Origin of the sequence: Streptomyces sp. NPDC046759, from assembly GCF_040645475.1 — a bacterium.
Taxonomy (GTDB): Bacteria; Actinomycetota; Actinomycetes; order Streptomycetales; family Streptomycetaceae; genus Streptomyces.
In genome coordinates, this window is sequence record NZ_JBEYYJ010000033.1 from 87,878 (window position 1) to 110,042 (window position 22,165).

Here is a 22,165-nt window from a genome sequence, read left to right on the forward strand (position 1 = left end):
GATGGTGCTGTGACCTTGTTCGTCGGCACCTCCGGGTGGCAGTACAAGGACTGGCGGGACCTCGTCTATCCGGCCGGGGTCCCGGCACGGCTGTGGCTGGAGGAGTACACGCGGCTCTTCGCGACGGTGGAGCTCAACAACGCCTTCTACCGGCTGCCGTCGTACGACACCTTCGCCTCCTGGCGTGTGCGCGTGCCGCCGGACTTCGTGATCGCGGTCAAGGCCAGCCGCTTTCTCACCCACATCAAGCGCCTGAAAGACCCCGGGGAACCGGTCCACCGCCTGATGACCCACGCGGCGGGCCTGGGCGGCCGTCTGGGCCCGGTCCTCCTCCAGCTCCCGCCCACCCTGCGCGCGGATCCGTCCCTGCTGGACGCCTGCCTGGCTTGTTTCCCTCCGGGTACCAGGGTCGCGGTGGAGCCGCGCCACGACTCGTGGTGGACGCCCGAGGTGCGGGAGGTGCTGTCGGCCCGGGAGGCGGCCCTGTGCTGGGCGGACGTCCTGGCCCGCCCGGTCACCCCGCTGTGGCGCACAACCGACTGGGGGTACGTCCGCTTCCACCAGGGCCGCGCCCAGCCCTGGCCCCGCTACGGCCGCCGCTCCCTGGAGACCTGGGTGGACCGCATCGCGACGACGTGGCAGCAGGAGGAGGACGTCTACGCGTACTTCAACAACGATCCGGGCGGTGCGGCGGTGGCGGATGCGGTGGCCTTCGGCCGGGCGGCACGAAGGGCGGGGCTGACGGTGACGCGGACACCGGAGCCGGCATCACAGCGGTGACCGTTCCGCCGTCCCACGCACTGCCGCCGCTCGCTTCGGCACCGCAGCGGCACTCGGCCACGCCGGGGGAAGCCGGCGGTGCCGAACCCTCCCCGGCACCGGCACCGGCATCCCCTACTCCCCGAAGGCCGCGCGCAGGGCATCGCGCACCGCGGCCAGAGCCGCCTCCTCCCCCAGCCCCAGCCGCCGCACACGATCGGCGTAGGCCTGAGCGGCCAGGGAAGCCTCCCGTTCCGCTGCCGAGCCGGCGGCGGCCACGAAGGTTCCGTTGCGCCCCCGCGTCTCGATCACCCCGTCGGTCTCCAGCGCCCGGTACGCCTTGGCCACCGTGTTCACCGCGAGGCCCAGGGACTCGGCCAGGCCCCGTACGGTCGGCAGCCGGTATCCGACCGGCAGTACCCCGGACCGCGCCTGCTCGGAGATCTGTGCCCGCACCTGCTCGTACGGGGGCGCGCTGTCATCGATGCGGATCTTCAGGCTCACGCGCCGATTGTCCCGCACCCGCCGGAAAATCAGAGGCACCCCCGGCACGCCTCCGCCTACGGTGCCTACCCATGACAGTGATCGTGCGGGACCTGCGTCCCGACGTACCGGCCGACACCGAGGGCTTCGCCCGGGTCCGCCATCTCGCCCTGCCCTACATCCTGTTCACCGCGGACTCGGTCCGCCACAACGCCCTCCACAGTCCCCCCGAGGCCCGCTACCGCCCGCTGGTCGCGGAGGAGGACGGAGAGGTGATCGGCACGGCCCAGGTCCATCTGGCCCACGACAGCGCCGAGCCGGGCCAGGGGCTGGTGAACATCTACGTGCGGCCGGACCGGACCGGTCGCGGCGCCGGCGGGCTGCTGCTGCGGGCGGCCGAGGAGTACCTCACCGCTCTGGGCGCGACCAGGCTGCTCAGCTGGGTCCTCGACGAGCCGGCCAACCGCGCCTTCGCGGAACGGCACGGCTATCGCGGCAGCCGGTCCGCCCACTTCCTCCGCCTCGACCTGGCGGGCGCCGACCTCCCCGCGCTGCCGCGGACCCCACCGGGCGTGGAACTGCGCACGGCCGCGGACTTCGCGGACGACCCGCGGCCCCTGTTCGAGCTGGACGCCCAGACGATGCGCGACGAGCCGAGCGACGTCGACTGCGAGTACGCGGACTACGACGCCTGGCTGGAGCAGGACTGGAAGCATCCGCTCCTGGACCGCGACCTGACGGTGGCCGCCTGCGTCGAGGGCCGTCCGGTCGCCTTCAGCGTGGCCTACACCGACGGCGGCGGCCGCTACTCCACGGCGATGACCGGCACCGCCCGCGTCCACCGGGGCCGTGGCCTGGCCAAGCTCGTCAAGGCCCATTCCCTGCACCGGGCCCGTGCCGCCGGTTGCACGGAGGCCTTCACGGGCAACGACACCGGAAACGGCCCCATGCTCGCGATCAACAAGTGGTTCGGGTACGAGATCTGTGCGGCGGAGGTGCGCCATGTCCGCGAACTCGGCTGAGCCGACCGCCCCGTTGGAGGTCGTCCTGGTCAAGGCGGGCCGGACGAAGATCCGTTACCCGGCCGAGCTGCTCGGCGACGACGGCACCCGGATCGCCGTCCGCGCCCCCTGGGCCGGCTCAGGCGTCCGCGACTTCGGCTTCGTCCGCTTCGAGCCGGGCGACCTCTTCACCGAGTACTACTGGCGCAACCGCTGGTACTCGGTGAAGGAGGTCCGCGCCGCGGACGGCACGGTGAAGGGCTGGTACTGCGACATCACGCGTCCGGCGGTCCGCAGGGGCGGTGAACTGGTCGTGGAAGACCTCGACCTGGACCTGTGGCGCTCCGCCGACGGCACGGACGTGCGGCGTCTGGACGAGGACGAGTTCGCCGAGAGCGGGCTGACCGAGACGGACCCCGAGGCCGCGTCCGCCGCGGTGGCCGCGCTCGGGGAACTGGAGACGCTGGCCCGCAGCGGCGGCTTCGGGGAGTTGCTGGCCTGACACCCTCGGCCACCGCGCGCTCAGGTCCCCGCCGCCCTCACACCCTCGCCACCACCGCGTACCGCTCGTCCTCCACCTGCTTCCCCCACAACAGCGAGTCGTCGGAGAGTCGCTCCACGTGCACCTCCGTGCTCAGCGGTGCCAGCAGCGCGGCGATGCGGTCGGCGGGTATGCCGACCGGGTGCAGCGTGCCCCAGACGCCCTCGACCAGTACGAAGCGGCCTCCGGGGCGGAGCAGCTCCCGCCAGTGCCGCAGCACCCGGCCGGGCCCGGGCAGCGTCCAGAGCACGTGCCGTACGAGGACGGCGTCGAAGCGCCGGTCACCCACCGGCGGGGCCGCGGCCTCACCGTGCAGGACGACCGCGTCGCGACCGGCGAGCTTGGCGCGGGCCCGCTCGACCATGGCCGGGGACGAGTCGACGCCCGTCACCCTGTGTCCCTGTTCGGCGGCCAGGAGCGACAGGCTGCCGGTGCCGCAGCCGAGGTCGAGGACGTCGGCGGGGCGCCCGGGCAGCCAGGAGCGGAGCCGGTCGGCCCAGGCCGCGCGGACCCCCGGGTCACGCAGGCCGTGGTCCGGCTCGTCGTCGAAGGCCTCCGCCTCGGCGTCCCAGTCCACTTCCGCAGTACCCGCCGCAACCGTGTGACCGTTCGCATTCGTCATTCCCACATAGTGACACCCGCCACTGACAACCCGGCTTCGATGAGGAACTCTCGCCGAAAGCGTCTACCACCGTGCCGACGCGGAAACTCGGTAGGCACTGAAGGAGGCAGCCATGCGCCGCGTAACCGTGCAGAAGCCCCTGAAGAAGACGGCCGGCCACCGGACCCGGGAAGAGGCGGAGGAACGCCCCGCGGGACGCCCCGAGGTGCGCAAGGACATCGCACGCACCTGGTGGCCCGACGTCTGACCCCGCCGTGGCCGGCCTCGCTCCGACCAGGAGCTCGCCGGCGTCCGGCTATTTCCTGCCCTTCTCGTCGTTGTTCTTGAAGCAGACGACGAACCATTTGCCGGGCCCGGACTCGGTGAGCGAGCCGGTCGTGCCCGGGACGTCGGAGCAGGCGAGGGTGTCGACGACTGCGTCCTTGTTCATCTTCAGGACCTTGTAGTCGGCGTGCGGGTCGGTGCAGTCGAGCTTCTTGGTCTTCGCTTCCTTGTCCGTCCCGATGTTCTGGAAGCAGTCACCGGCCTTGAGCGTCCCGGACTGGTCCTTCGTGTCGTGCGGGCCGAAGGCCCAAAGCGCCACCATGCCCCCGAGGACGAGGACCAGGCCGAGGAGGATCAGGCGGTTGCGTCGTATCTCCGCCGAGCTGTGCGGGGCGTTCTGGCCGCCCAGGGGCGGTATGTGGGACACGGGCGGTTCCTCAGGCAGTGGGGACGGGACGTGCGAAGACGACCATGAATCTAGCCCACCTGGCCGTACTCGCCGTTCGCCGCCCCCAGTTGGCCCACCCCGCATCCAGCACGGCCGATCAGGGACGCGGCCGGAGTGAAGCCGGCGGGCTGGATTGTTGGCTCCGACCCTGATAAATCATCTTGTCATGGCCATGAGTGCGATTGAACTGCACAGTGTCAATCGTTGGGAGGCGTCCTTCCTGCGCGAGGAGGTGGGCGGCTACTTCACACACGGCGTCGAGTGCACGCCGGGCGCGACGGTACTCGACGTGGGCGCCAACATCGGTGTGTTCTCGGCGGCCGTCTACGAGCGGCTCGACGGCGACGTGCGGATCTACGCCTTCGAGCCGGTCCCGCCCCTGCACGCGACACTCGAACGCAATGCCCGCGAGTTCTTCAACGGACGCCTGACCGCGCTCCCTTACGGCCTGGCGTCCCGTGACGAGGAGCTGGATTTCAGCTACGTTCCGGCCGCCACGATCTTCTCGTCCTCCTCGCGGGACCAGGGGAACATCGAGGCTGAGCGGCGGCGGGTCACCGCCGGCGTCGTCGAAATGATCCGCCAGGGCGGCCTGGGACCGGTCCTGCGCCGCGTACCCGCTCCCGTCCTCACTCCTCTCGTCAGCCGCAAGCTGCGGGTGATGCTGCGGCTCGAGACGCACCGGGTGAAGGTCAGGCCCCTGTCCTCAGTGCTCGACGAGCAGGGCATCGACCGCATCGACCTGCTCAAGGTCGATGTGGAAGGCGCCGAACTCGATGTGCTCAGAGGCATCGAGGAACGGCATTGGCCGCTGGTCCGCCAGGCCGTCGTCGAGGTGGAGCGCTGGCAGCAGAACCGCGGCACAGTCTGCGAGGTCCTCCTCACGCACGGCTTCACGGTCAGCACCGAGCAGAACCCGGTGCAGCAGGCCGGCGACATCGGCATGGTGTTCGCGGTCAGGCCCTGACTTCCCTCCCCCTCTTCCTGAGCCCGGGTCTTGTACGTGCGCCACCCGCGGACCGACGGCTCGTAGGCGCTGTCCAACCTCTTGTAGACCACTCCTTCGAGCCCGACCGCCGTCCAGCTGGTCAGCCACTCACGCACGGTGGCCGGATCGGTGGTCGATGAGCACAACACCCACGGTGCGGTGAGCCGGTGGTCAACGAAGAGGACCTCGAAGGCCGCCCTGCGCCGCCGGTAGGCCCACCTGGTCGTGTCCGTGCCGGAGAGCCGAAGTAGGCCGAAGGCCACGAAGTGCGCCGGCCACTGCTCGGCGAGGCGGAGCGCGCCCACGCCGCGGCGCTGCAAGCGGCCCTGCAACCGCTCGAACGCCAGGCGGCCCGCAGGTCCACAGACAAACCTGCAAAGCGAGTTACGTGGGTTCGATTCCCGCCACGCCCTCCCATGCTGGTCGACCTGCTTCCCGCTGCTCCTTTCGGGCGGAGTTGGTCCACCCTCCTCGTCAGGCTCTCCGTCGGTTGGCAACGCGGCCCTAAAGTCCGTGCTGACTGCACCGGTCGGACACGGAGAACCTGTATGAGGCACCGCCCCGGGTGGATCGCACACATCGCCCTCTGCATGGCTGCCTGCCTGGGCATGGTCACCGCCTGCGGGTCGAAAGCGGGGTCCGGCGGGGGCGGGACGTCACCCACACCGGCACCCACACCGTCGTGTGTGACGGCCGCATCCACCTCCCCGTCGTGCCCGGCACCGTCGTCCTCGGCAGCGTCGTCGTCCGGCACGTCGTCGTCCGGCACGTCGTCGTCCGGCACGTCGTCGTCCGGCACGTCGTCGTCCGGCACGTCGTCACCAGGACAGACAAGCGACTCGCCCGGCTACGGCAATGGGTCGGTCCCCCCGGAACCGAGGGTGCCTTCGAACCTCGGTAAGACGCCGAAGAACAACGGCATCGTGCCACGCCCGACGGCTTCTGCCACCGGCTGTCACGGCGCGCCCGAGTGTGCGTCGCCTCCCGGCAACGGTGAGACTCCGCAGGCCCCCGCTCCGGACAGTACGTGAGCGAACGGAAGTCAAGCCCCGAACAGGAAGAACGAGGAACCGGCTCAGCAGACCTGATGTCGTCCAAACTGATCAACATCGTGATCGGCCAGGCCTCATTCATCGCCGCGTTGATGTTCTACCTGGGCGTCATCTACATGAACCATTACTTCAGCTACTACCACCTCAACCCCTTCGACCTAGGCTTCGGCTTCGCCGAGTTCGCCCTGCAGAGCCTGAACCTGATCACCTTCCCGGTTCTCGTAAGTACCGTCATCCTGATCGTCGCTGTCACCCTCTACCGACGCCAGTCGCGTCAGGCTCTGCCCGAGGCACTGGTCCGCTGCCACATGTTCCTAGTGGCGGCAGGCCTGATCCTTCTCGTCCTGTGGTGGCTGTGGCGGCTACTGCTGCCGGACTGGGCCGGCCCTCTGCTCATCGGCGTCGGCCTCCTGCTCGGTGCGGCGCCGCACGACGGCGTGGACCACCCGAGAGGCGTGTGGACCACAGCCCTACAGATTTTCGGGGCCGGACTCTTCCTGTTCTGGGCCCTCACCTTGGTCGTTGGTCATCTGGGCGAGCAACACGCCAGGAACGACGCCCGCACTACGTCCCCCGGCAGCACCGGTCTGATCATCTACAGCGCCAAGCCCCTCAACTTTCCCCCCACACAGGGACAACTCCTGACCAAGGACCTGGGCAATACCATCCGTATGCGCTACCGCTACACGGGTCTGCGGCTCATCACGGTGCGCGACGGCCGCTACTACGCCGTGCCGATTGGATGGCAAGAGAAGACCGACCCCGTCTACATCCTCCGTGAAAGCGACGACGTGCGCTTTGAGCTGACTCCCGGTGCGTAGTAGGCACCCAGAACTCGTGTCACTGTAAACCCGGAGGAAGGTCTCGTATTCGCCTTCAGGTACGATCTCGCGGTCTTCCGCCGCTCAGTCCGTACGCTGCGGTGATCGCTCCCGAACCACCGTGGATCCGCGAGATCAGCCTCCGACGGTGACGTGCCACAACAGGCAAAACGCGTATGCACCGGCGGGAGCCAATCGGGGAGCCAGGCGTCCGATGGCGAACGCACCCGAACCGACACGGACAGTCGCCCTGCTCGGGCGCCGGTGGGTCGGGGAGTCCCTCCCCCTCTTCCTGAGCCCCCGGTTAGTCCCGCCTTAACGGCACCATAAGGATCTCCTTCTCCCGCCTCCAGCAGGCGATTCCACGGTTTCTTGGGGCTAGCTTCTGGTCACCCCACGGGATCCGCCCCACGGGTTCCAGCCCCACCGAAGGACCGTTTTCCGAGGAGTTCCGCATGCCCGCTCGCGCCCGTCGTACGGCCGCCGTCGTCGCCGTGCTCGGTCTGCCGCCCGTCGCCCTGACCGCGCTCGCCGCCGCTCCCGCCTTCGCGCACGGTTCGATGGGCGACCCGGTCAGCCGTGTCTCGCAGTGCTATGCGGAGGGACCGGAGAACCCGAAGTCGGCCGCGTGCAGGGCGGCCGTGGCGGCCGGCGGCACCCAGGCGCTGTACGACTGGAACGGCATCCGGATCGGCGACGCCGCCGGGCGGCACCGGAAGCTGATCCCGGACGGCAAGCTGTGCAGCGCGAACAACGAGGAGTTCAAGGGCCTCGACCTCGCCCGCGCCGACTGGCCGGCGACACGCGTGCACAGCGGGCCGTACACCTTCAAGTACCGCGTGACGGCCCCGCACAAGGGCACCTTCAAGGTCTACCTGACCAAGCCCGGTTACGACCCCGCGAAGCCGGTGGCCTGGTCCGGGCTGGATCTGGAGCACCCGGTGGCCACGGTCACCGACCCGGTCGCGGCGGGCGGCTTCTACACGTTCTCGGGCACGCTTGCGGAGCGGTCCGGCCGGCAGCTGCTCTACGCGATCTGGCAGCGCTCGGACAGTCCGGAGGCGTTCTACTCCTGCTCGGACGTGGACTTCGGCGGCGCCGGCCCGGGGCGTACGGGCACCGGCCCCGCACCGTCGGCCTCCGCGCCCTCCGACCAGCAGATCGCGGCCGGTGCCGACAAATCGACGATGCGGCACCACGGTCACGGCGGTGACGGCACCTCCGCGCCGGCCGAGCGACCCGCGCAGCAGCCCTCCACCGCGGCCGCCGCGGCCGGCACGCCGAAGGCGGCCGGTGCCTCGAAGGACCTCGCGGAGACCGGCGCCTCCTCCGGCACCTCGTACACCGCGATCGGCGGCGCGGCGGCGCTGGCGCTCGGATCCGCGGCGCTGTTCCTGTCGGTGCGGCGGCGCGCGGCGGACGGCGGGCACCGCCGGTGAGGGTTCCGGGGCCTGTCCGGCGGCTCAGGCCGGACAGGCCCCGGCGGTACGTCAGCTGAAGGCTGAGGCACAGGTGGTGGCGCCGGCGTGGGCCGGGTCCAGCGCGTTGGCCACCTCATGGAAGGCGATGCGGTCGAACAGGCCGATCGCCACGTGCTCCGAGAGGTCGAGCGAGCAGAGGTCCTGGAGCAGGACGTTGTGGACGTCGGAGCCGCTCAGGTACTGGCTCTGCCAGGGCGTGGCCACCTCGTCGTACTTGGTGGCGATGACCGTGTAGTGCACTCCGGGGACGGTGTCGCCGCCCGCGTTGAGCTTGGTGAGGAAGCCGGAGCCGGGGATCTGGTCGGCGAGGCCGGGGGTGGTGGCCTTGATCAGGTCGGCGGCGCCGGGGAAGTACGGCAGCAGGTTGGTGAGGCCATTCAGGGTGGCGCCGTGGTTGTCGGGGGCGAGGCCGACGAGGGCGTTCACCTTGGTGGCTCCGCCGAGGAACTTCAGGTAGTAGCGGGGCATCAGGCCACCCTGGGAGTGACCCACCAGGTCGGCCTTGGCGGCGCCGGTGGCGGCGAGCACCTTGTCCACGAAGGCCGCCAGCTGCTCGGCCGACTTGTCGATGGGGCCGAGGCCGTAGAAGACGGGGACGCCGGTGAGTTGGCCGTAGTCGAGGGAGTAAACGCAGTACCCGCGGTCCTTGAGGTAGGGGGCGAGGGAGAGCCAGTTGTCGACCGAGTTGCCCAGCGTGCCGTGCACCAGGACGACCGGGCGGGGGTGGGCGGCGGAGGGCTTGCAGGAGTAGTCGTTCCAGCCGGAGCTGGGAGCGGTGTCGGCGGCGTGCGCGGTGGCGGCGGGGACGGTGGCGACGGCGGCGGTGAGGAGCAGCGCGGCGAGGGGTCTGAGCGCTCGCTTCCAGGGCAGCATCGTGTGATCTCCTTGCGGCTCAAGGGAGGTGGGGGCCTTACCCTGTGATCCGGATCACGAGGATGCTGTTCACTCGTCAAGTTACGGGCGAGTAGCACACGTGTGAAGTTACGCGTCAGTAAAAACTTCCAGTGATAACCGGAGCGGCACTGGAACACTGACGGACCATCACCAGGCGGGCCGGACCGGTCCCTGGGGAGCAAGGCGCGCCAAACGCTCCGCCAGTGCGCGCACTTCACCCTCGCCCAGCAGGTCGGCCCACGCCTCCACCACCTCGGCCGCCGCCTCCTCGGCCGCCCGGGTGCAGGCCCACCCCCGCTCCGTCAGCACGATCAGCCGGGCCCGCGCGTCCCGCGGATGCGGCCGGCGGTCGGCGTACCCCTTGCGTACGATCTCGTCCACCAGCTGACTCGCGGCCTGCTTGGTCACCCCGAGGTGCACCGCGAGGTCGGTGACGGTGGCCCCCTCCGGCGCGAGCCGCGCGAAGGCGAAGCCGTGGGCGGGCCGCAGATCGGTGAACCCGCGCGCCACGACACCGTCGTTGATGCGTTGCGTGAGGTCACCTGCGACGGCGAGCAGGGCGGCGGACAGGGCCATGGCGTCGGAGTTGTGCACGGAGGCATTGAAACACCCTTGACGCACCGGTCAAGCTGCTTGACCATGTAGTCAAGCAGCTTGACCATATGAACGGAGAACACCACCATGCCCATCGTCCGCGCGGCGCAGGCCACGACCCATGAGATCCACGGCGCCCGCTTCGTCTCGTACGCCACCCCCCTGACCGGCAGCAAGGAGTTGTGCGCCTGGCGCGGGGAGATCCCGGCGGGCACCAGGGCGCCCGCCCACACCGTCAACCGCGAGGAGATCTTCCATCTGCTGGTGGGTGAACTGCTGATCACCCTCGACGGCCGCACCGACCGGATCGGCGCGGGCGACACGGTGATCGTCAACCCCGGCACGACGCTCGCCGTGGAGAACCCGACCGATCACACCGCGCTCTCCTGGGTCACCACCTCCGTCGGCCTGGAGGCGGAGCTGGCCGACGGCACCCGTATCACGCCGCCCTGGGCCAACTGACCCCCGCGGAGCCGGGGTCACGTCCCAGCGCGCCCGGCATCACCGCCCTGGGCCCGAACTTCGCCCGCGCCCGGTCCGCGACCTCCTCGATACGGCGCGCCTTCTCGTCCACGGGATCGAAGGTGAGCTGGTAGGAGGCCTGGCCGGCGGGGGCCAGGCCCTCGGCGCGCAGGGTGAGCGCGCGGACCCGGGCGCGCTGCAGGCCGAGCGCCTCGTACATGCCGTAGGCCACCCTGGTCAGGGCCGCCGAGTGCGCGGTCGGCTCCTTCAGGGTGCGGCTGCGGGTGGTCGAGGACCGGTCGGCGTAGCGCACGGTGAGGGTCAGGGTGCGGCAGATCTTCTCCACCGCGCGCAGCCGGGCGCCGAGCTCCTCGGCGGCCGACAGCAGCGCCCCGCGGTGCCGGCCGGGATCCAGCTCGTCGATCTCGAACGTCCGTTCCGTCGTCAGCGACCGTGAGACGGCGTTCGGCACGACCCGGCCCCGGTCGATGCCGCTCGCCTTCTCGCGCAGCTCGCGGCCGGCCTTCGCGCCGATCAGCCGCTGGAGCGTGGCCAGCGGGGCGCCGGCGACCAGGCCCAGGGTGTCCAGGCCGTACTCGCTCAGGGTGCGGGCGGTCGCCGCACCGACGCCGGGCAGCGCGGACACGGGCCGCTCGGCGAGGAACCCCGCGATGCCGTCCGGATCCTCGGGCACGGCACACGTCACCCCGGCCCGGGCGTCACGCAGCGCCACGCGGGCCAGCATCGGGCCGGGACCGGCGCCGATCACACAGTCGACGCCGTACCGCGCGAGCGCCCGCACCCGGATCACCGAGGCCAGCTCCACCGCGCTGCGCCCGAAGTACCGCTCGGCGCCCCGCAGATCGGCCAGCGCCCCGTCCGGGGGCAGCGCCTCGACGACCGGGGTGAAGTCCTCCAGCAACCCGAGCAGTCCCGGCAGGGCCGCCTCGTACATCGGCGGCAGCTGGAAACGTACGCAGAGGATCGTCATCCCGCACTCCCCGGACTCTGGTGCCACAACTTCCTTCCCACCGCGGGCCCTTCACCCGCGGGGCGCAGATCGGCCCAGGGGTGCATCTCGTACCCCGTGGGCATGCGGATCGTCCGGCCCTCCATCTGGTCACGGGCCGCCGAACCGCCCGGCCCGGGCAGCCCGTCCGACCCCGCGACCCGCGCCCGGGACGGGCCGTCGCCGCCGTCCGCCCCCGAGGCGTTCCCGGCGGTTGCGGACGGTTCGGCCAGCCGGGCCGCGACCCCGTCCAGCCCCTCCTCGCGGCGCACCTCCACCAGCTCGGCGAGGTTCCAGGCGGCGGAACCGACCACGCTCAGGCTGCGCGGGCCGCGCCGTTGCACCACTCCGCGCACCAGCAGCAGCCAGGAGTGGAAGACGGTGTGGGCGCACGCGTCGTGCGAGTCGTCGAAGAAGGCGAGGTCGACCAGGCCCGTGCCGTCGTCCAGCGTGGAGAAGATGACCCGCTTGCCGGAGCGGATCGGCGGGGTCTGGGTGGCCGCCTTGGCCCCCGCGACCAGCACGGCCTCGCCGTGCCGCACCTCGCGCAGCCGGCGCGCGGAGACCACGCCCAGCTCCTTGAGGAACTCCCGGTGGTCGTCCATCAGATTGCGCGAGGCGTCCATGGACAGCACGCCCAGCTCGGCGCTGAGCCGCTCCTCCGGCGTCAGATCCGGCAGCCCCGCCGAGGCGGTCTTGCGCCCGCCCGCCAAGGGCAGTTGACCCCCGCCACCGCCCCGGGCGCCCCGGTGCAGCTCGGTCAGATGCAGTTGCAGATCCCGACGGTTGGCGCCGAACGCATCCAACGCGCCCACCTGAGCGAGCCTTTGCGCCAGGGGCCGGCTCGGCCGGGCCCGTTCCCAGAAGTCCACCAGGGAGGAGTACGGCTGCCCGTCCGCGATCCGGTGCGCCTCGGCCTCGCTGATGCCTTGCACATCGGAGAGGGCGAGCCGCAGCCCCCACACCCTTGATTCAGACACCAGTTCGATCCGATGGGCGACCCCGGACACATTCACGTCCAACGGCAGGATCGGCACCCCGCGCCGCCGCGCGTCGGCCAGCAGCAGCCGCTTCGGATACATCCCGGGATCATGCGTGAGCAGCCCGGCGTAGAAAGCGGCCGGATGATGGGCCTTCAGCCAGGCCGACTGGTACGTCGGCACGGCGAAGGCGACCGCGTGCGCCTTGCAGAACCCGTAGGACCCGAAGGCCTCCACGATCTCCCAGGTCCGCTGGATCGTTTCCGCGCCGTATCCCCGAGCCGCGGCCTGCTGCGCGAACCACACCTTGATCCGCCCCTGCGACTCCGGGTCGGACAGCCCGCGCCGCACCCGGTCGGCCTCGCCCCGCCCGCACCCGGTCATGACGGCGACGATGTCGATGACCTGCTCGTGGAAGACGACAACGCCGTACGTGCCCTTCAGCGCCTCCTCCAGATCCGGGTGCGGACAGCGCACCGGAGCCCGCCCGTGCCGCGCCTCGATGAACGGCCGCACCATGTCGGCGGCGACGGGACCGGGCCGGAACAGCGAGATGTCGACGACCAGATCGTGAAAGGTGCTCGGCTGCAGCCGCCCCACCAGATCCCGCTGACCGGGCGACTCGATCTGGAAGCAGCCCAGCGTCTCGGTCGAGCGGATCAACCGGTACGTCTCCGGATCCCCCGGCGGCACCGCGTCCAGGTCGATCCGCTCCCCCGTCACCCGCTCCACCTCGGCGACCGCGTGCGCCATGGACGACTGCATCCGCACGCCCAGCACATCGAGCTTGAGCAGCCCCAGGTCCTCCACGTCCTCCTTGTCGAACTGCGACATGGGCAGCCCCTCACCGCTGGTGGGCACCACCGGCGTACGGGCGAGCAGCGAGGCGTCGGAGAGCAGCACACCGCACGGATGCATGGCGACCCCGCGCGGCAGGGCGTCGAGCCCCTCGACCAGCTCCCACAGCCTGCCGTACCGCTCCTTCTCCGCCGCGAGCCGCTTCAGTTCGGGCAGCTCCTCCAGCGCGGCCCGCGCGTCCCGGGCCCGGATGTGCGGAAAGGACTTGGCCACCCGGTCGATCTCGGCCGGATCCATGGACAGGGCGGCACCCACGTCCCGAATGGCATGCCGCACCCGGTAGGTCTCCGGCATGGACACGGTAGCGACCCGCTCGGTGCCGAACCGGTCGATGATCGCCCGGTAGACCTCCAGCCGCCGCGCGGACTCCACGTCGATGTCGATGTCCGGCAGCACGACGCGCTCCTTGGACAGGAAGCGCTCCATCAGCAGCCCGTGCTCGACCGGGTCGGCGTGCGCGATCCCCAGAAGATGATTGACGAGGGAGCCCGCGCCGGAACCGCGAGCGGCCACCCGGATGCCCATCGCCCGCACATCGTCGACGACCTGGGCGACCGTCAGGAAGTAGGAGGCGAACCCGTGGTGGCCGATGATGTCCAGCTCGTGGTGCATCCGCTCCCAGTACGCACGCCTCCCGTCGTACCCGAGCCGCACCATCCCCGCCACCGCCCGCGAGGCGAGCGCCCGCTGGGCGGTGCGCAGGCCGGCGCCGACGAGATGCGCCTCGGGAAAGTGAACGGTCCCCATCCCCAGATCGCCCTCGGGATCGACCCGGCACTCCTCGGCCGTGGCCCGGGTCTGCTCCAGCAGCCGACGGGCGGTGTCCCGCCGGTACCCGGCAGCCTCCACGACCCGCTCGGCGACCCCCGCCATCGCCCGTGCGTCCTTCAGCCAGGCCTCCCCGGAGTCCAGCTCTCCGCGCGGGTCGACCGGAACCAGCCGCCGGGCGGCATCCAGCACATCGGCGACCGGCCCCTGCCCGGGATCGGCATACCGGGCGGCGTTGCTGAGCACCGGCCGCACCCCCTGCTCGGCGGCGAACCCGAGGGTGCGGGCGGCCAGCCGCAGGGAGCCCGGGCCCGTACCCGTACGGCCGTGGCACACGGCCTCCAGCCGCAACGCGTCCCCATACACCTCACGCCAGGGGACGAGCAGCTCGGCGGCCCGGTCGGGACGCCCCGCGGCAAGGGCGCGGCCCACCTCGGAGCCGGGGCCGAGCAGCACGGTCAGGCCGTCGCCGTGATTGGCGGGCCAGGGCAGCAGGGGCACCCCCTCGTCCGCATGCGCCGCCGTGACGATCCGGCACAGATCGGCCCATCCCTGGGCTCCGTCCCTGGCGAGAAAGGTCACACGAGGAGCCGACTCGTCCACGAAGGCCCCGCCTCGCACCGGCACCTTCCGCCTCTTCGGGGCCCCCGCCCGCCGTGCGGCCCCGGCCTCGGCCACCGCCAGACCCACCCCGAAGACCGGCCGCACCCCCACCGCGGCGCAGGCCTTGGCGAAGCGCACCGCGCCGGCGACGGTGTCACGATCGGTGAGGGCGAGGGCGTCCATCCCCCGCTCGGAGGCACGCTCCGCCAGCCGCTCCGGATGGGACGCCCCGTATCTCAGGGAGAACCCGGAGACGGTGTGCAGATGCGCGAAGTCCGGCACGCGCACCTCCCGCACTCGTGAGCCCCGAACGGCTCTCGAACATCAGTTCCCTACTTCCACCCCCACCATACCCCCATTCTCGAACATGCGTACGACATCCGAGGGAGCGCCTCCCACCTGCGCAAACACCCGTCCGCCAGGCCCCGGCGCATGACACAGACACGACATTCGTACGAACCGCGGAGTCCCGCCCCCAGGCACCACCCGGGGACGGGACTCCCTGCACACACCCGGAGGCGTCAGCCGATCTTCGCCCCCGTGGCGGACAGCGCGGCGGTCACCGGCTGGAAGAACGTCTCCCCACCGGAGGTGCAGTCGCCGCTGCCACCGGACGTCAGCCCGATGGCGTTGCTCCCCGAGAACAGCGACCCGCCACTGTCACCGGGCTCGGCGCACACATCGGTCTGGATGAGACCGCCGACGGTGCCCTCCTGGTAGTTCACCGTGGCGTTCAGTCCGGTGACCGTGCCGTCGTGCACATGGGTCGTCGACCCGCTGCGGGTCACCTTCATCCCCACCGTCGCCTCGGCGGCACCGGTGATCTTCTGAGTCGACCCGTTGTAGAGGTCGACCTCGCTCGGGTGGTCCGCCTGCGCCGTGTATTTGACCAACCCGAAGTCGGTCCCCGGGAAGTGGGACTGCGCGTTCTGCCCGATCTCCTTGCCGGCGGCGTCCGACCAGGTGGAGATGGCCGCCGTGCAGTGCCCGGCGGTCAGGAAGTACGGCTGCCCGTCCTTGACCACGTTGAACCCGAGCGAACAGCGCCCACCGGACCCGCCGATCGCGTCGCCACCGGCGATGAAGGGCTTGAACTCCCCCTTCGACCGCCTCAGTTCGGCCTTGCCGCCGAGCCCGTCAACCACCTTGCTCAGCTTGGCCCACTTCGCGCCGGACACCGTCTTGTCGGCGGTGACGACGACCTTGTCGCTGACCGGGTCGGTCGCCCACGACGTCCCCGCAATGCTCGCGTCCTTCTTCAGCGTCGTCCGCGCGCCGTCGAGTGCGGCGAGCGAGTTGGTAACGAGTCTCGCCCTGGCCCCGGCCGCCTCGACGGTTTTCACGGCACCCTCGTCGAGCACGTTGACGACGAGGCTCTTGGCCTGGGCGTCGTAGTAACCGCCGGCGGCGTCGGTGCCCAGACTCTTCAGCAGCGTCGAGGCGAGGTTTCCGGCCGCGGGAGCGGACAGAATCCTCGGCTCCGGAGCCGGCTTCGCAGGCTCGCTGGCGTTCGCATTCTGCAAGGTGACACCTGCGGCGACCAGCGCGGCGACGCCCGCGCCGGCCACGGCGGCCCGCCGCCCGGATATGCGTCGGTGCTTCAACTCACGTCCTCCTGTGGGGGAATGGCCCACGAGCTGTGGGGGCTCGACGGGCCGGAAGGCTGGTTGACGGGCGCCCACTCTTCCGAAAGACGCAGGGAGCACACAAGGTTGACTTCAGGACGCGCGGAGAGAGGGCTTGCGCACCCCTCGCGGACGTGATGGACACGGTCACGCCACGCCGTTCGCACTGCAAACACCACCTGCAAGTGCCCTGCAGCGGAACGTCACGACAGCGCATGGCCTGTTCTCGACCTCACCGGGAAGGTCCCCCGCCGCACAGGGAAAAGCCCCCGCACACCGAACGGCATGCGGGGGCCCACCGGATATGAAGCCCGTCCGTCAGGGCAGCGTGACCCCGTAGTAGCTCAGCGCCTCGGTCACCGGCTGGAAGAACGTCGTGCCACCGGAGGTGCAGTCACCGCTGCCCCCGGAGGTCAGCCCGTAGGCCACGGTGCCAGCGTACAGCGGACCACCGCTGTCGCCGCCCTCGGCGCACACCGTGGTCTGGATCAGCCCGTAGACGATCTCACCGCTGCCGTAGTTCACGGTGGCGTTCAGCGCGGTGACCCGCCCGCTGTGGGTACCGGTGGTGGAACCACGCCGGTACACGGTCTGCCCCACCGAGGGCGTCGCGGCGCTGGTGATGGACTGACTGCCCACCGCGCTCGGATGCGAGACCGAGGAGTTGGTGTAGCGCACCAGGGCGAAGTCGTTGCCCGGGAAGCTGTAGCCGACGTTGCTGCCGAGCACCGTGCTGTGACTGGAGTTGCTGTACCAGGTCGAGGCCACCTGGCCGCAGTGACCGGCGGTCAGGAAGTAGTACGTGCCGCCGCTGTGCACGTTGAAGCCGAGCGAGCAGCGGTACTGGCCGCCGTAGATGGCGTCGCCTCCGCTGATCAGCTTGTTGAACTTGCCGGGGGTGTGCTTGATGGTGAGCGCGTCCGCCTCGGCGCCGGCCTGCCGCTTGATCTTGGCGATGTCGGCCTTGGACACCGTGCTGTCGACGGTGACGACGACGCGGTCGGACTTGCTGTCCACCGCCCAGGCCGTACCGGGTACGTCGGCCTGGAGGACGGCGTGGTCGGCCTTGCCGAGCTGGGCGGCGCTGAACGCGTGGTTGTCGCTGGCGTTCGCTGTGGGGGCGGCGAACGCGGCCGCGGCCAGCAGGCCGGTGGCCACGGCGATCAGCCGGGTACGTCTCGCGGTGCCGTTGCGGGAAGTGGTGCGCTTGATCCTCACTTTTCGTTCCCTCCCAGGGGAAGTCGGGGGCCCGCGTGGGGGTCGGGGCCCGTGAGTCGCAGCCAGGGGGGCGGCGGCCGGATTCCGAACATGCATGCCCCCTGACAAGCGCTGAGGGGGAGTATTCGGCCGAACGGCCGGTCGCCACAAGGGTGCCTTTCGGCCGTTGGGCTTTAAACCACCTTTACGCGGAAGTCCCTGACACCGGTTCGGCGGACGGGCGGCGCGGCCCGCCGGCGCCGGCTCGGCGCACGTTCGCCGGCCTCGATCGCCACGTCGAGCGTGTTGCCGGGCGGTGGGAACGGACAGCGGAAGCGGCCGGCGAAGGCGCACACAGGGAACTGGGCGCGAGTTGAAGTCGACGGTCGTACGCCCGTCGGCGTCCGGCGCGGCCGGACGGAGGAAGCGGAACCGGTAGCTGGTGCTGCCGGCGAACACCGCCCACAGCAGCCCGTCGCCCCGCTGAGCGATCCGCACGGTGCGCTGGTCGCCGTACGGCGTGAAAGGCCCCGGCACCGACCAACGGCGGTCCTGCGCAGTGGCGTCGATGCCCGGAAGGCTGGGGCGGCCCCGGATTCGGGGGCGTAGATCCGCACGCCCCGCACACGCCCACGCACCAGCACGACCAGCCGCTTGTCCCCGAGCGCGACCCGCGCCTCGGCCTGCGGCCCCTGGTCGGCGGCGAGCCTGACCTCACCCGCGAAGGGGCGGCCGTCCGCGCTCGGACCGTCGGCCTCGGCGGCGGTGAGCACCACGCCCTCCCCATCGGCAACCCAAGTCCCGGGAATGTCCGGAAGTCTGCCCTCCGGACGGTCCTCGGCCCAGTGCGCGGCGGTCAGCGCGAGCGGCCCGTACGGCGCCGGGATCCTCGCGGCACGCTGCTCGCGCCACTGCACCTGGAGGCCGATGCCCTCGAGGACGTCGAGCGGGCCGAAGCTGCTGTGCACCGGCACGGATGCCGGCCATGGCGCTCATCGCGTGGGTTCCTTCAGAGGTGAACCGCTGAGGAACGCCAGCGCCGCCCGGGCGGTGGCGTCGTTCTGCCGGAAGGCCGCCCCGCCGGTGCGCGGCCGGGTGAAGGCGCCGGGGGTGCGGGCGTCGGTGTACGGGCCGAGCGCGAACCGCCGGGGATGCGGCCGCCCTCCGCCGTCGAGGATCCGGCCGTCGCCGGGATCGACCCGGAGCAGTCCGTCGGGGGTCTCGGCGGCGCCGTCGGCGTGCAGTTCGCGCAGCAGGCTGTCGCGGGCCCGCCCGACGGTGGGCGTGGGCAGCCGGGCCTCGACCAGTACGCGGGCCTGGACGGAGAAGCCCGGCACGGTGGGGCTCGTCGCCCGGAACAGCCCGTCCTCGGCGGTGACCGTCATGTCCGCGCCGACGAACCTGAGCAGGCCGGCCCGGGACAGCGCGAGCATCTGCCGCAGCCGGGGGCCGGGCGGCCCGGACGCCAGGAAGCTGAAGAACCCGTGCCACCAGGGGCCGATGTCTCCCAACCGCGCCAGCTGCCCGTAGACGGAGAGCAGCCCGAGGAAGACGCCGAGGTCGGCGCTGTGGGAGGGGTCGTGACGGCGGGCCAGATCGGCCTCGACGTACCCCCGCAGGCCCTCCTGGAAGTCCTCGTGCGAGGCGTACCGGACCGTGTCGAGCGGGTGGTCGAGCGCGGCGAGGTCGAGGCGGTCGGCCGGGTCGGGTACGGCGGCGGCGACGAGCGCCCGGGTCTCGGCGATGTCGCCGGCGGCCGCGTACTTCTCCTCGAAGTCGGCCCAGGCCATCGCCGTACGTTCGGCGTGGGCGGTGAAGAGCCGGTGGTAGTGGGCGAAGCCCAGCTCCTTCTCCACCAGCGGCCATACGTCGCGCCGGAAGTCGAAGCCCTCCGGTCTTCCCGACAGGGCCTCGATCTCGGCCGGCCCGAGGAAGCGGGGCAGCACGGGCCGGTCGCCGGTCCAGTCGTAACCGATCTTGGAGTGGTACGGCACTCCGCGCCGGGAGCCGACGTACAGCACCGGCTCGCGGCCCGAGGGCACGTAGGTGTCGCCCTCGTACCGCCCGCCGCGTCCCTCGGTGAGCAGCACCATCAGGTCGACGAAGGCCAGCCCGAAGCCCCGCACGAGGACGGGTTCGCCCGGTCCCAGCGGGGACAGGTCGCTGTCGGCGGTGAAGTCGGGCGGCAGGTGCACCAGGCCGTGCTCGCGGGCGTATGCGCCCAGTTCGGCCTGTTCGGCGTCCGGTTCGGCATCCAGATGACCGATCGCGAGGATCACCAGGTCGGCGAGGAGGGGGCGCGGACCGCCCTCCAGCCACACCCGCTGCCGGCCCTCGCGCGGGCCGCTGATCCGCAGGGCGCGCCGGGGATGGTGGTGGACGGTGACGCCGGGCGGCAGGCCGGCCAGGGTCCGCTCGTACACCCAGCGCAGATAGCCGCCCTGCAGCTGCCGGCCGGCGAAGGTGGCGCCGTCCAGTCCGGCCCACTCGTGCAGGGTGGGGCCCTCGCGTACCGGACCGTCCATGGGCACGGTGTCGTCGGTGAACATGGTGACGTCCTGGGCGTGCGAGTTCATCCACAGCAGCGGTGACTGCTCCTGGCGCCAGATGCGGCCGCCGCCCGGCGGATGCGGGTCGACCAGATGGATGTCGAGGCCCCGGCCGGTGCACAGTTCGGGTGCGTTGGCCGCGATGCGCTCCAGAAGGCCGGTTCCCCGCGGCCCGGCTCCGACGATCACCAGCTGTGGCCTCATCGGGAGTGCCCCGTGCCGCGGGCGTGGTGCTTCTCGACGAGGTGCCGGCCGAAGCCGAGCAGCGGGGTGAGGACGGCGCACCAGACGGTCGCGACCGTCAGCAGCGGGATGACCTTGCAGGTGCGGTGGCAGACCAACCCGGCGGGGAACAACGGGTGGTCGACGGCGATCAGGCTGACGGTCGAGGTGCCCTTGAGGGGGCCGATGAGCAGGGCCCGGGCGAGGGTGTCCGATGACATGGGAAGGCTCCGTGACGCGATGAAGTCGCCAGAACGGGTGGTGCCTTCACACGGACACGCCGGACGGCGCGCCCACGGCCGAGCCCCTCAGCAGGGCCGTCGTCCGAGAGTACGCGGGCGTTTCGGTGCACTGTCAAGGCTGTCCGAACTCTGAACCGTACGTCTCACGCCAGTTGACGCGGAATCGGATGCCTGTTCCACTTGGCCCATGAAACCGCAGCAGTGGCTGGTCACGCGCTCCCACATCGACTTCGGTCGCGTGTGGTCCTCTTCCTGTTGAGCTGACCCCCTGCATGCGCCCGCCCTCGGGGCGGGGCGCACTCTCGTTCTCCTCGCCTTCACACGCGCACCCCTCCCCCTCCCCTCGCGCTCTGCCCCTTTCTGCTCGCAGAAGACGGACTCACAGAAGACGGACTCACAGAAGACAGAACGGCAGGGTCACAGCCCGCAGTCACAGCAGGAGCAGCATTCACAGCACTCGCAGCACTCCAAGGCCTCGCAGCACGACCAGTCGCAGTCGCAGGTGGCGCAGCAGCCCTCGCGCTTCTTCCGCGACCAGGGACCCTCGAACTCGTCGGCGCAGCACACCTTGCAGGTGCAGCACAGGCCCAGGGCCGCCGCGCAACCGGCCCAGAAGCCCCGCCCGCCCGGGCGCGGCGGCTGCCCGTCGAAGGGGTTGCCGTACGGGTGGCCGGGCGCCTTCGGTGCGTGATGACCCGGCGGCGGCCCGAAGGAGGCCTCCGGCGCGTGACCGCACGCGTTCGTGCCGAACGCCCGGTCCACCGACCGCCGCAGCTCGTGCGCGAGCAGCAGATGGATCAGCCTGCCGTCGGCGAACTCCGCCTCCCGCACGGCGAGTCTGATGCCGTGCAGGGCGTCGTCGGCGAGCCGGCGAGCCTCGGCACGGGAGGTGCCGGTGGCGGTGAGCGGGTTCCAGGCGCCAAACCGGGCGTCGGTCTCCTGGTCCTCCACGGCGTCCAGCAGGTGCGCGAGCCGGCCGAAGAGCCGGCCGGCCTCCGCGAGCGGCCGTGCGTTGCGGGGCCGTCCGGCCAGCGTCGCGGTGTGGGCGAAGGCGGCGGCGGTCGCCGTCTCGGTCGGCTCGGTGACCGTCAGGATCGGTGTGCCGTACCCGGCGAGACGCTCCAGACCCAGCTGCCGGTCGACGGCCTCGACGAGCACACCGGTGTCGAAGCCGACCGCTGCGCCGCTGTGGGCACCGGCCGCGCCCCAGCTCGCGGCCACCCGGCGGGCGGCGGCCGCCATGGGCCTGCGGGCCAGCAGCCCGTCCCCGTCGGCGACATGGTCGCGCACCTTCGCCGAGGCGAGCACCAGTGAGACGGCGGCGGCGAGCCGTGCGCCCTCGCCCCGGGCGACGGACTGGGTGCGCATGCCGCGCAGCGCGCACGGTCCGGCCGTACGGCGGCCCTCGGGGACCCGTCCGGCCTGAGCCTCCGTCAGAACCGATATGAGAAGTCCGTCATAATTCGTTACGATGCGCGCGAGCTGGCCGTGATCGCGGCGCAGGGCGAGACAGAGCCCGCACAGATGCGCCATCCATTCGGCCTTGAGGCTCTCGCCGAGCCTATGAGAGCACGGTCTGACGATTCCGAACACGACGATCCCCCGTGGTGTGGTACGACGTTGACGTTCACCCGTACGCACCGATGATCACCCATCTGCCGCCGACGATCATATTTCACGCTCAGTCAGCAGCCGTTTGAGT

21 protein-coding genes and 2 pseudogenes are annotated in these 22,165 nt (G+C 71.2%); 9 read left to right on the forward strand and 14 right to left on the reverse strand.

Annotation, left to right across the window (positions count from 1 at the left end; genetic code table 11):
- The first annotated feature begins 9 nt into the window (after positions 1 to 9).
- Positions 10 to 780: a DUF72 domain-containing protein gene (locus ABZ919_RS34090; protein WP_361255646.1), complete on the forward strand. Its 771-nt coding sequence runs from the start codon at positions 10 to 12 to the stop codon at positions 778 to 780.
- Positions 781 to 894: 114 nt separating this feature from the next.
- Here ABZ919_RS34090 and ABZ919_RS34095 read toward each other — a convergent pair whose 3' ends face one another.
- Positions 895 to 1,263, reverse strand: a complete 369-nt coding sequence (locus ABZ919_RS34095; protein ID WP_361255649.1) for a GntR family transcriptional regulator — start codon at positions 1,261 to 1,263, stop codon at positions 895 to 897.
- A 71-nt stretch (positions 1,264 to 1,334) separates the two neighbouring features.
- Here ABZ919_RS34095 and ABZ919_RS34100 point away from each other — a divergent pair, with 71 nt between their 5' ends.
- Both ABZ919_RS34100 and ABZ919_RS34105 read left to right on the forward strand, forming a co-directional pair.
- Positions 1,335 to 2,264: a GNAT family N-acetyltransferase gene (locus ABZ919_RS34100; protein WP_361255652.1), complete on the forward strand. Its 930-nt coding sequence runs from the start codon at positions 1,335 to 1,337 to the stop codon at positions 2,262 to 2,264.
- Entirely contained in the window at positions 2,245 to 2,745 is a 501-nt protein-coding gene (locus tag ABZ919_RS34105; protein ID WP_361255655.1) for a DUF402 domain-containing protein, read from the forward strand. Before ABZ919_RS34100 ends, ABZ919_RS34105 begins: the two co-directional genes overlap by 20 nt.
- 37 nt (positions 2,746 to 2,782) lie before the next feature.
- On the opposite strand, the gene ABZ919_RS34110 is transcribed toward ABZ919_RS34105, so the two are convergent.
- Positions 2,783 to 3,406, reverse strand: a complete 624-nt coding sequence (locus tag ABZ919_RS34110; RefSeq protein ID WP_361255658.1) for a class I SAM-dependent methyltransferase — start codon at positions 3,404 to 3,406, stop codon at positions 2,783 to 2,785.
- Between the two features lie 112 nt (positions 3,407 to 3,518).
- Between ABZ919_RS34110 and ABZ919_RS34115 the strand changes: the two genes are divergently transcribed.
- Positions 3,519 to 3,653, forward strand: a complete 135-nt coding sequence (locus ABZ919_RS34115; protein ID WP_361255661.1) for a hypothetical protein — start codon at positions 3,519 to 3,521, stop codon at positions 3,651 to 3,653.
- A 48-nt stretch (positions 3,654 to 3,701) separates the two neighbouring features.
- On the opposite strand, the gene ABZ919_RS34120 is transcribed toward ABZ919_RS34115, so the two are convergent.
- Entirely contained in the window at positions 3,702 to 4,097 is a 396-nt protein-coding gene (locus ABZ919_RS34120) for a hypothetical protein (protein ID WP_361255664.1), read from the reverse strand.
- 193 nt (positions 4,098 to 4,290) lie between these two features.
- On the opposite strand from ABZ919_RS34120, the gene ABZ919_RS34125 reads away from it, so the two are divergent.
- Positions 4,291 to 5,085 (forward strand): FkbM family methyltransferase, encoded by a 795-nt coding sequence (locus ABZ919_RS34125; protein WP_361255666.1) that lies wholly within the window; start codon positions 4,291 to 4,293, stop codon positions 5,083 to 5,085.
- Positions 5,086 to 5,174: 89 nt separating this feature from the next.
- On the opposite strand, the pseudogene ABZ919_RS34130 reads toward ABZ919_RS34125, so the two are convergent.
- Positions 5,175 to 5,684, reverse strand: a pseudogene (locus ABZ919_RS34130) (hypothetical protein); the annotation flags it as partial.
- Between the two features lie 104 nt (positions 5,685 to 5,788).
- On the opposite strand from ABZ919_RS34130, the gene ABZ919_RS34135 reads away from it, so the two are divergent.
- The 3 genes from ABZ919_RS34135 to ABZ919_RS34145 all read left to right on the forward strand — a co-directional run bounded on the left by ABZ919_RS34135 (position 5,789) and on the right by ABZ919_RS34145 (position 8,418).
- Positions 5,789 to 6,007: a hypothetical protein gene (locus ABZ919_RS34135; protein ID WP_361255669.1), complete on the forward strand. Its 219-nt coding sequence runs from the start codon at positions 5,789 to 5,791 to the stop codon at positions 6,005 to 6,007.
- Positions 6,008 to 6,133: 126 nt separating this feature from the next.
- Entirely contained in the window at positions 6,134 to 6,979 is an 846-nt protein-coding gene (locus ABZ919_RS34140) for a hypothetical protein (protein ID WP_361255672.1), read from the forward strand.
- 455 nt (positions 6,980 to 7,434) lie between these two features.
- Positions 7,435 to 8,418 (forward strand): lytic polysaccharide monooxygenase, encoded by a 984-nt coding sequence (locus ABZ919_RS34145; protein ID WP_361255675.1) that lies wholly within the window; start codon positions 7,435 to 7,437, stop codon positions 8,416 to 8,418.
- Positions 8,419 to 8,469: 51 nt separating this feature from the next.
- Here ABZ919_RS34145 and ABZ919_RS34150 read toward each other — a convergent pair whose 3' ends face one another.
- Positions 8,470 to 9,333, reverse strand: coding sequence for an alpha/beta fold hydrolase (locus ABZ919_RS34150; protein ID WP_361255678.1), 864 nt, complete (start codon positions 9,331 to 9,333; stop codon positions 8,470 to 8,472).
- Between the two features lie 168 nt (positions 9,334 to 9,501).
- Positions 9,502 to 9,948: a MarR family transcriptional regulator gene (locus ABZ919_RS34155; RefSeq protein ID WP_361255681.1), complete on the reverse strand. Its 447-nt coding sequence runs from the start codon at positions 9,946 to 9,948 to the stop codon at positions 9,502 to 9,504.
- 87 nt (positions 9,949 to 10,035) lie between these two features.
- Here ABZ919_RS34155 and ABZ919_RS34160 point away from each other — a divergent pair, with 87 nt between their 5' ends.
- Entirely contained in the window at positions 10,036 to 10,410 is a 375-nt protein-coding gene (locus tag ABZ919_RS34160) for a cupin domain-containing protein (RefSeq protein WP_361255684.1), read from the forward strand.
- On the opposite strand, the gene ABZ919_RS34165 is transcribed toward ABZ919_RS34160, so the two are convergent.
- From ABZ919_RS34165 to ABZ919_RS34200, 8 genes and pseudogenes are all read right to left on the reverse strand, one after another.
- Complete coding sequence (locus ABZ919_RS34165; protein ID WP_361255687.1) at positions 10,388 to 11,401, reverse strand: hypothetical protein; 1,014 nt, start codon at positions 11,399 to 11,401, stop codon at positions 10,388 to 10,390. The two genes, ABZ919_RS34160 and ABZ919_RS34165, sit on opposite strands and share 23 nt — an antisense overlap.
- The gene (locus tag ABZ919_RS34170; RefSeq protein ID WP_361255690.1) at positions 11,398 to 14,910 is read right to left on the reverse strand and encodes a DNA polymerase III subunit alpha; all 3,513 of its coding nucleotides are present in this window, start codon (positions 14,908 to 14,910) and stop codon (positions 11,398 to 11,400) included. The genes ABZ919_RS34165 and ABZ919_RS34170 overlap by 4 nt, the downstream gene beginning before the upstream one ends.
- A 239-nt stretch (positions 14,911 to 15,149) precedes the next feature.
- Complete coding sequence (locus ABZ919_RS34175) at positions 15,150 to 16,232, reverse strand: S1 family peptidase (RefSeq protein ID WP_361255693.1); 1,083 nt, start codon at positions 16,230 to 16,232, stop codon at positions 15,150 to 15,152.
- A 339-nt stretch (positions 16,233 to 16,571) separates the two neighbouring features.
- Positions 16,572 to 17,471 (reverse strand): S1 family peptidase, encoded by a 900-nt coding sequence (locus ABZ919_RS34180; RefSeq protein WP_361255696.1) that lies wholly within the window; start codon positions 17,469 to 17,471, stop codon positions 16,572 to 16,574.
- A 173-nt stretch (positions 17,472 to 17,644) separates the two neighbouring features.
- Positions 17,645 to 18,379 (reverse strand): annotated as a pseudogene (locus ABZ919_RS34185) (DUF1684 domain-containing protein).
- Between the two features lie 63 nt (positions 18,380 to 18,442).
- Positions 18,443 to 20,203: an FAD/NAD(P)-binding protein gene (locus tag ABZ919_RS34190; RefSeq protein ID WP_361255698.1), complete on the reverse strand. Its 1,761-nt coding sequence runs from the start codon at positions 20,201 to 20,203 to the stop codon at positions 18,443 to 18,445.
- Positions 20,200 to 20,442 carry a hypothetical protein gene (locus ABZ919_RS34195; protein ID WP_361255701.1) on the reverse strand — a complete coding sequence of 81 codons (243 nt, stop codon included), beginning with the start codon at positions 20,440 to 20,442 and terminating at the stop codon, positions 20,200 to 20,202. The genes ABZ919_RS34190 and ABZ919_RS34195 overlap by 4 nt, the downstream gene beginning before the upstream one ends.
- Positions 20,443 to 20,880: 438 nt before the next feature.
- Positions 20,881 to 22,056 carry a DUF5685 family protein gene (locus tag ABZ919_RS34200; protein WP_361255704.1) on the reverse strand — a complete coding sequence of 392 codons (1,176 nt, stop codon included), beginning with the start codon at positions 22,054 to 22,056 and terminating at the stop codon, positions 20,881 to 20,883.
- Between the last annotated feature and the right edge of the window lie 109 nt (positions 22,057 to 22,165).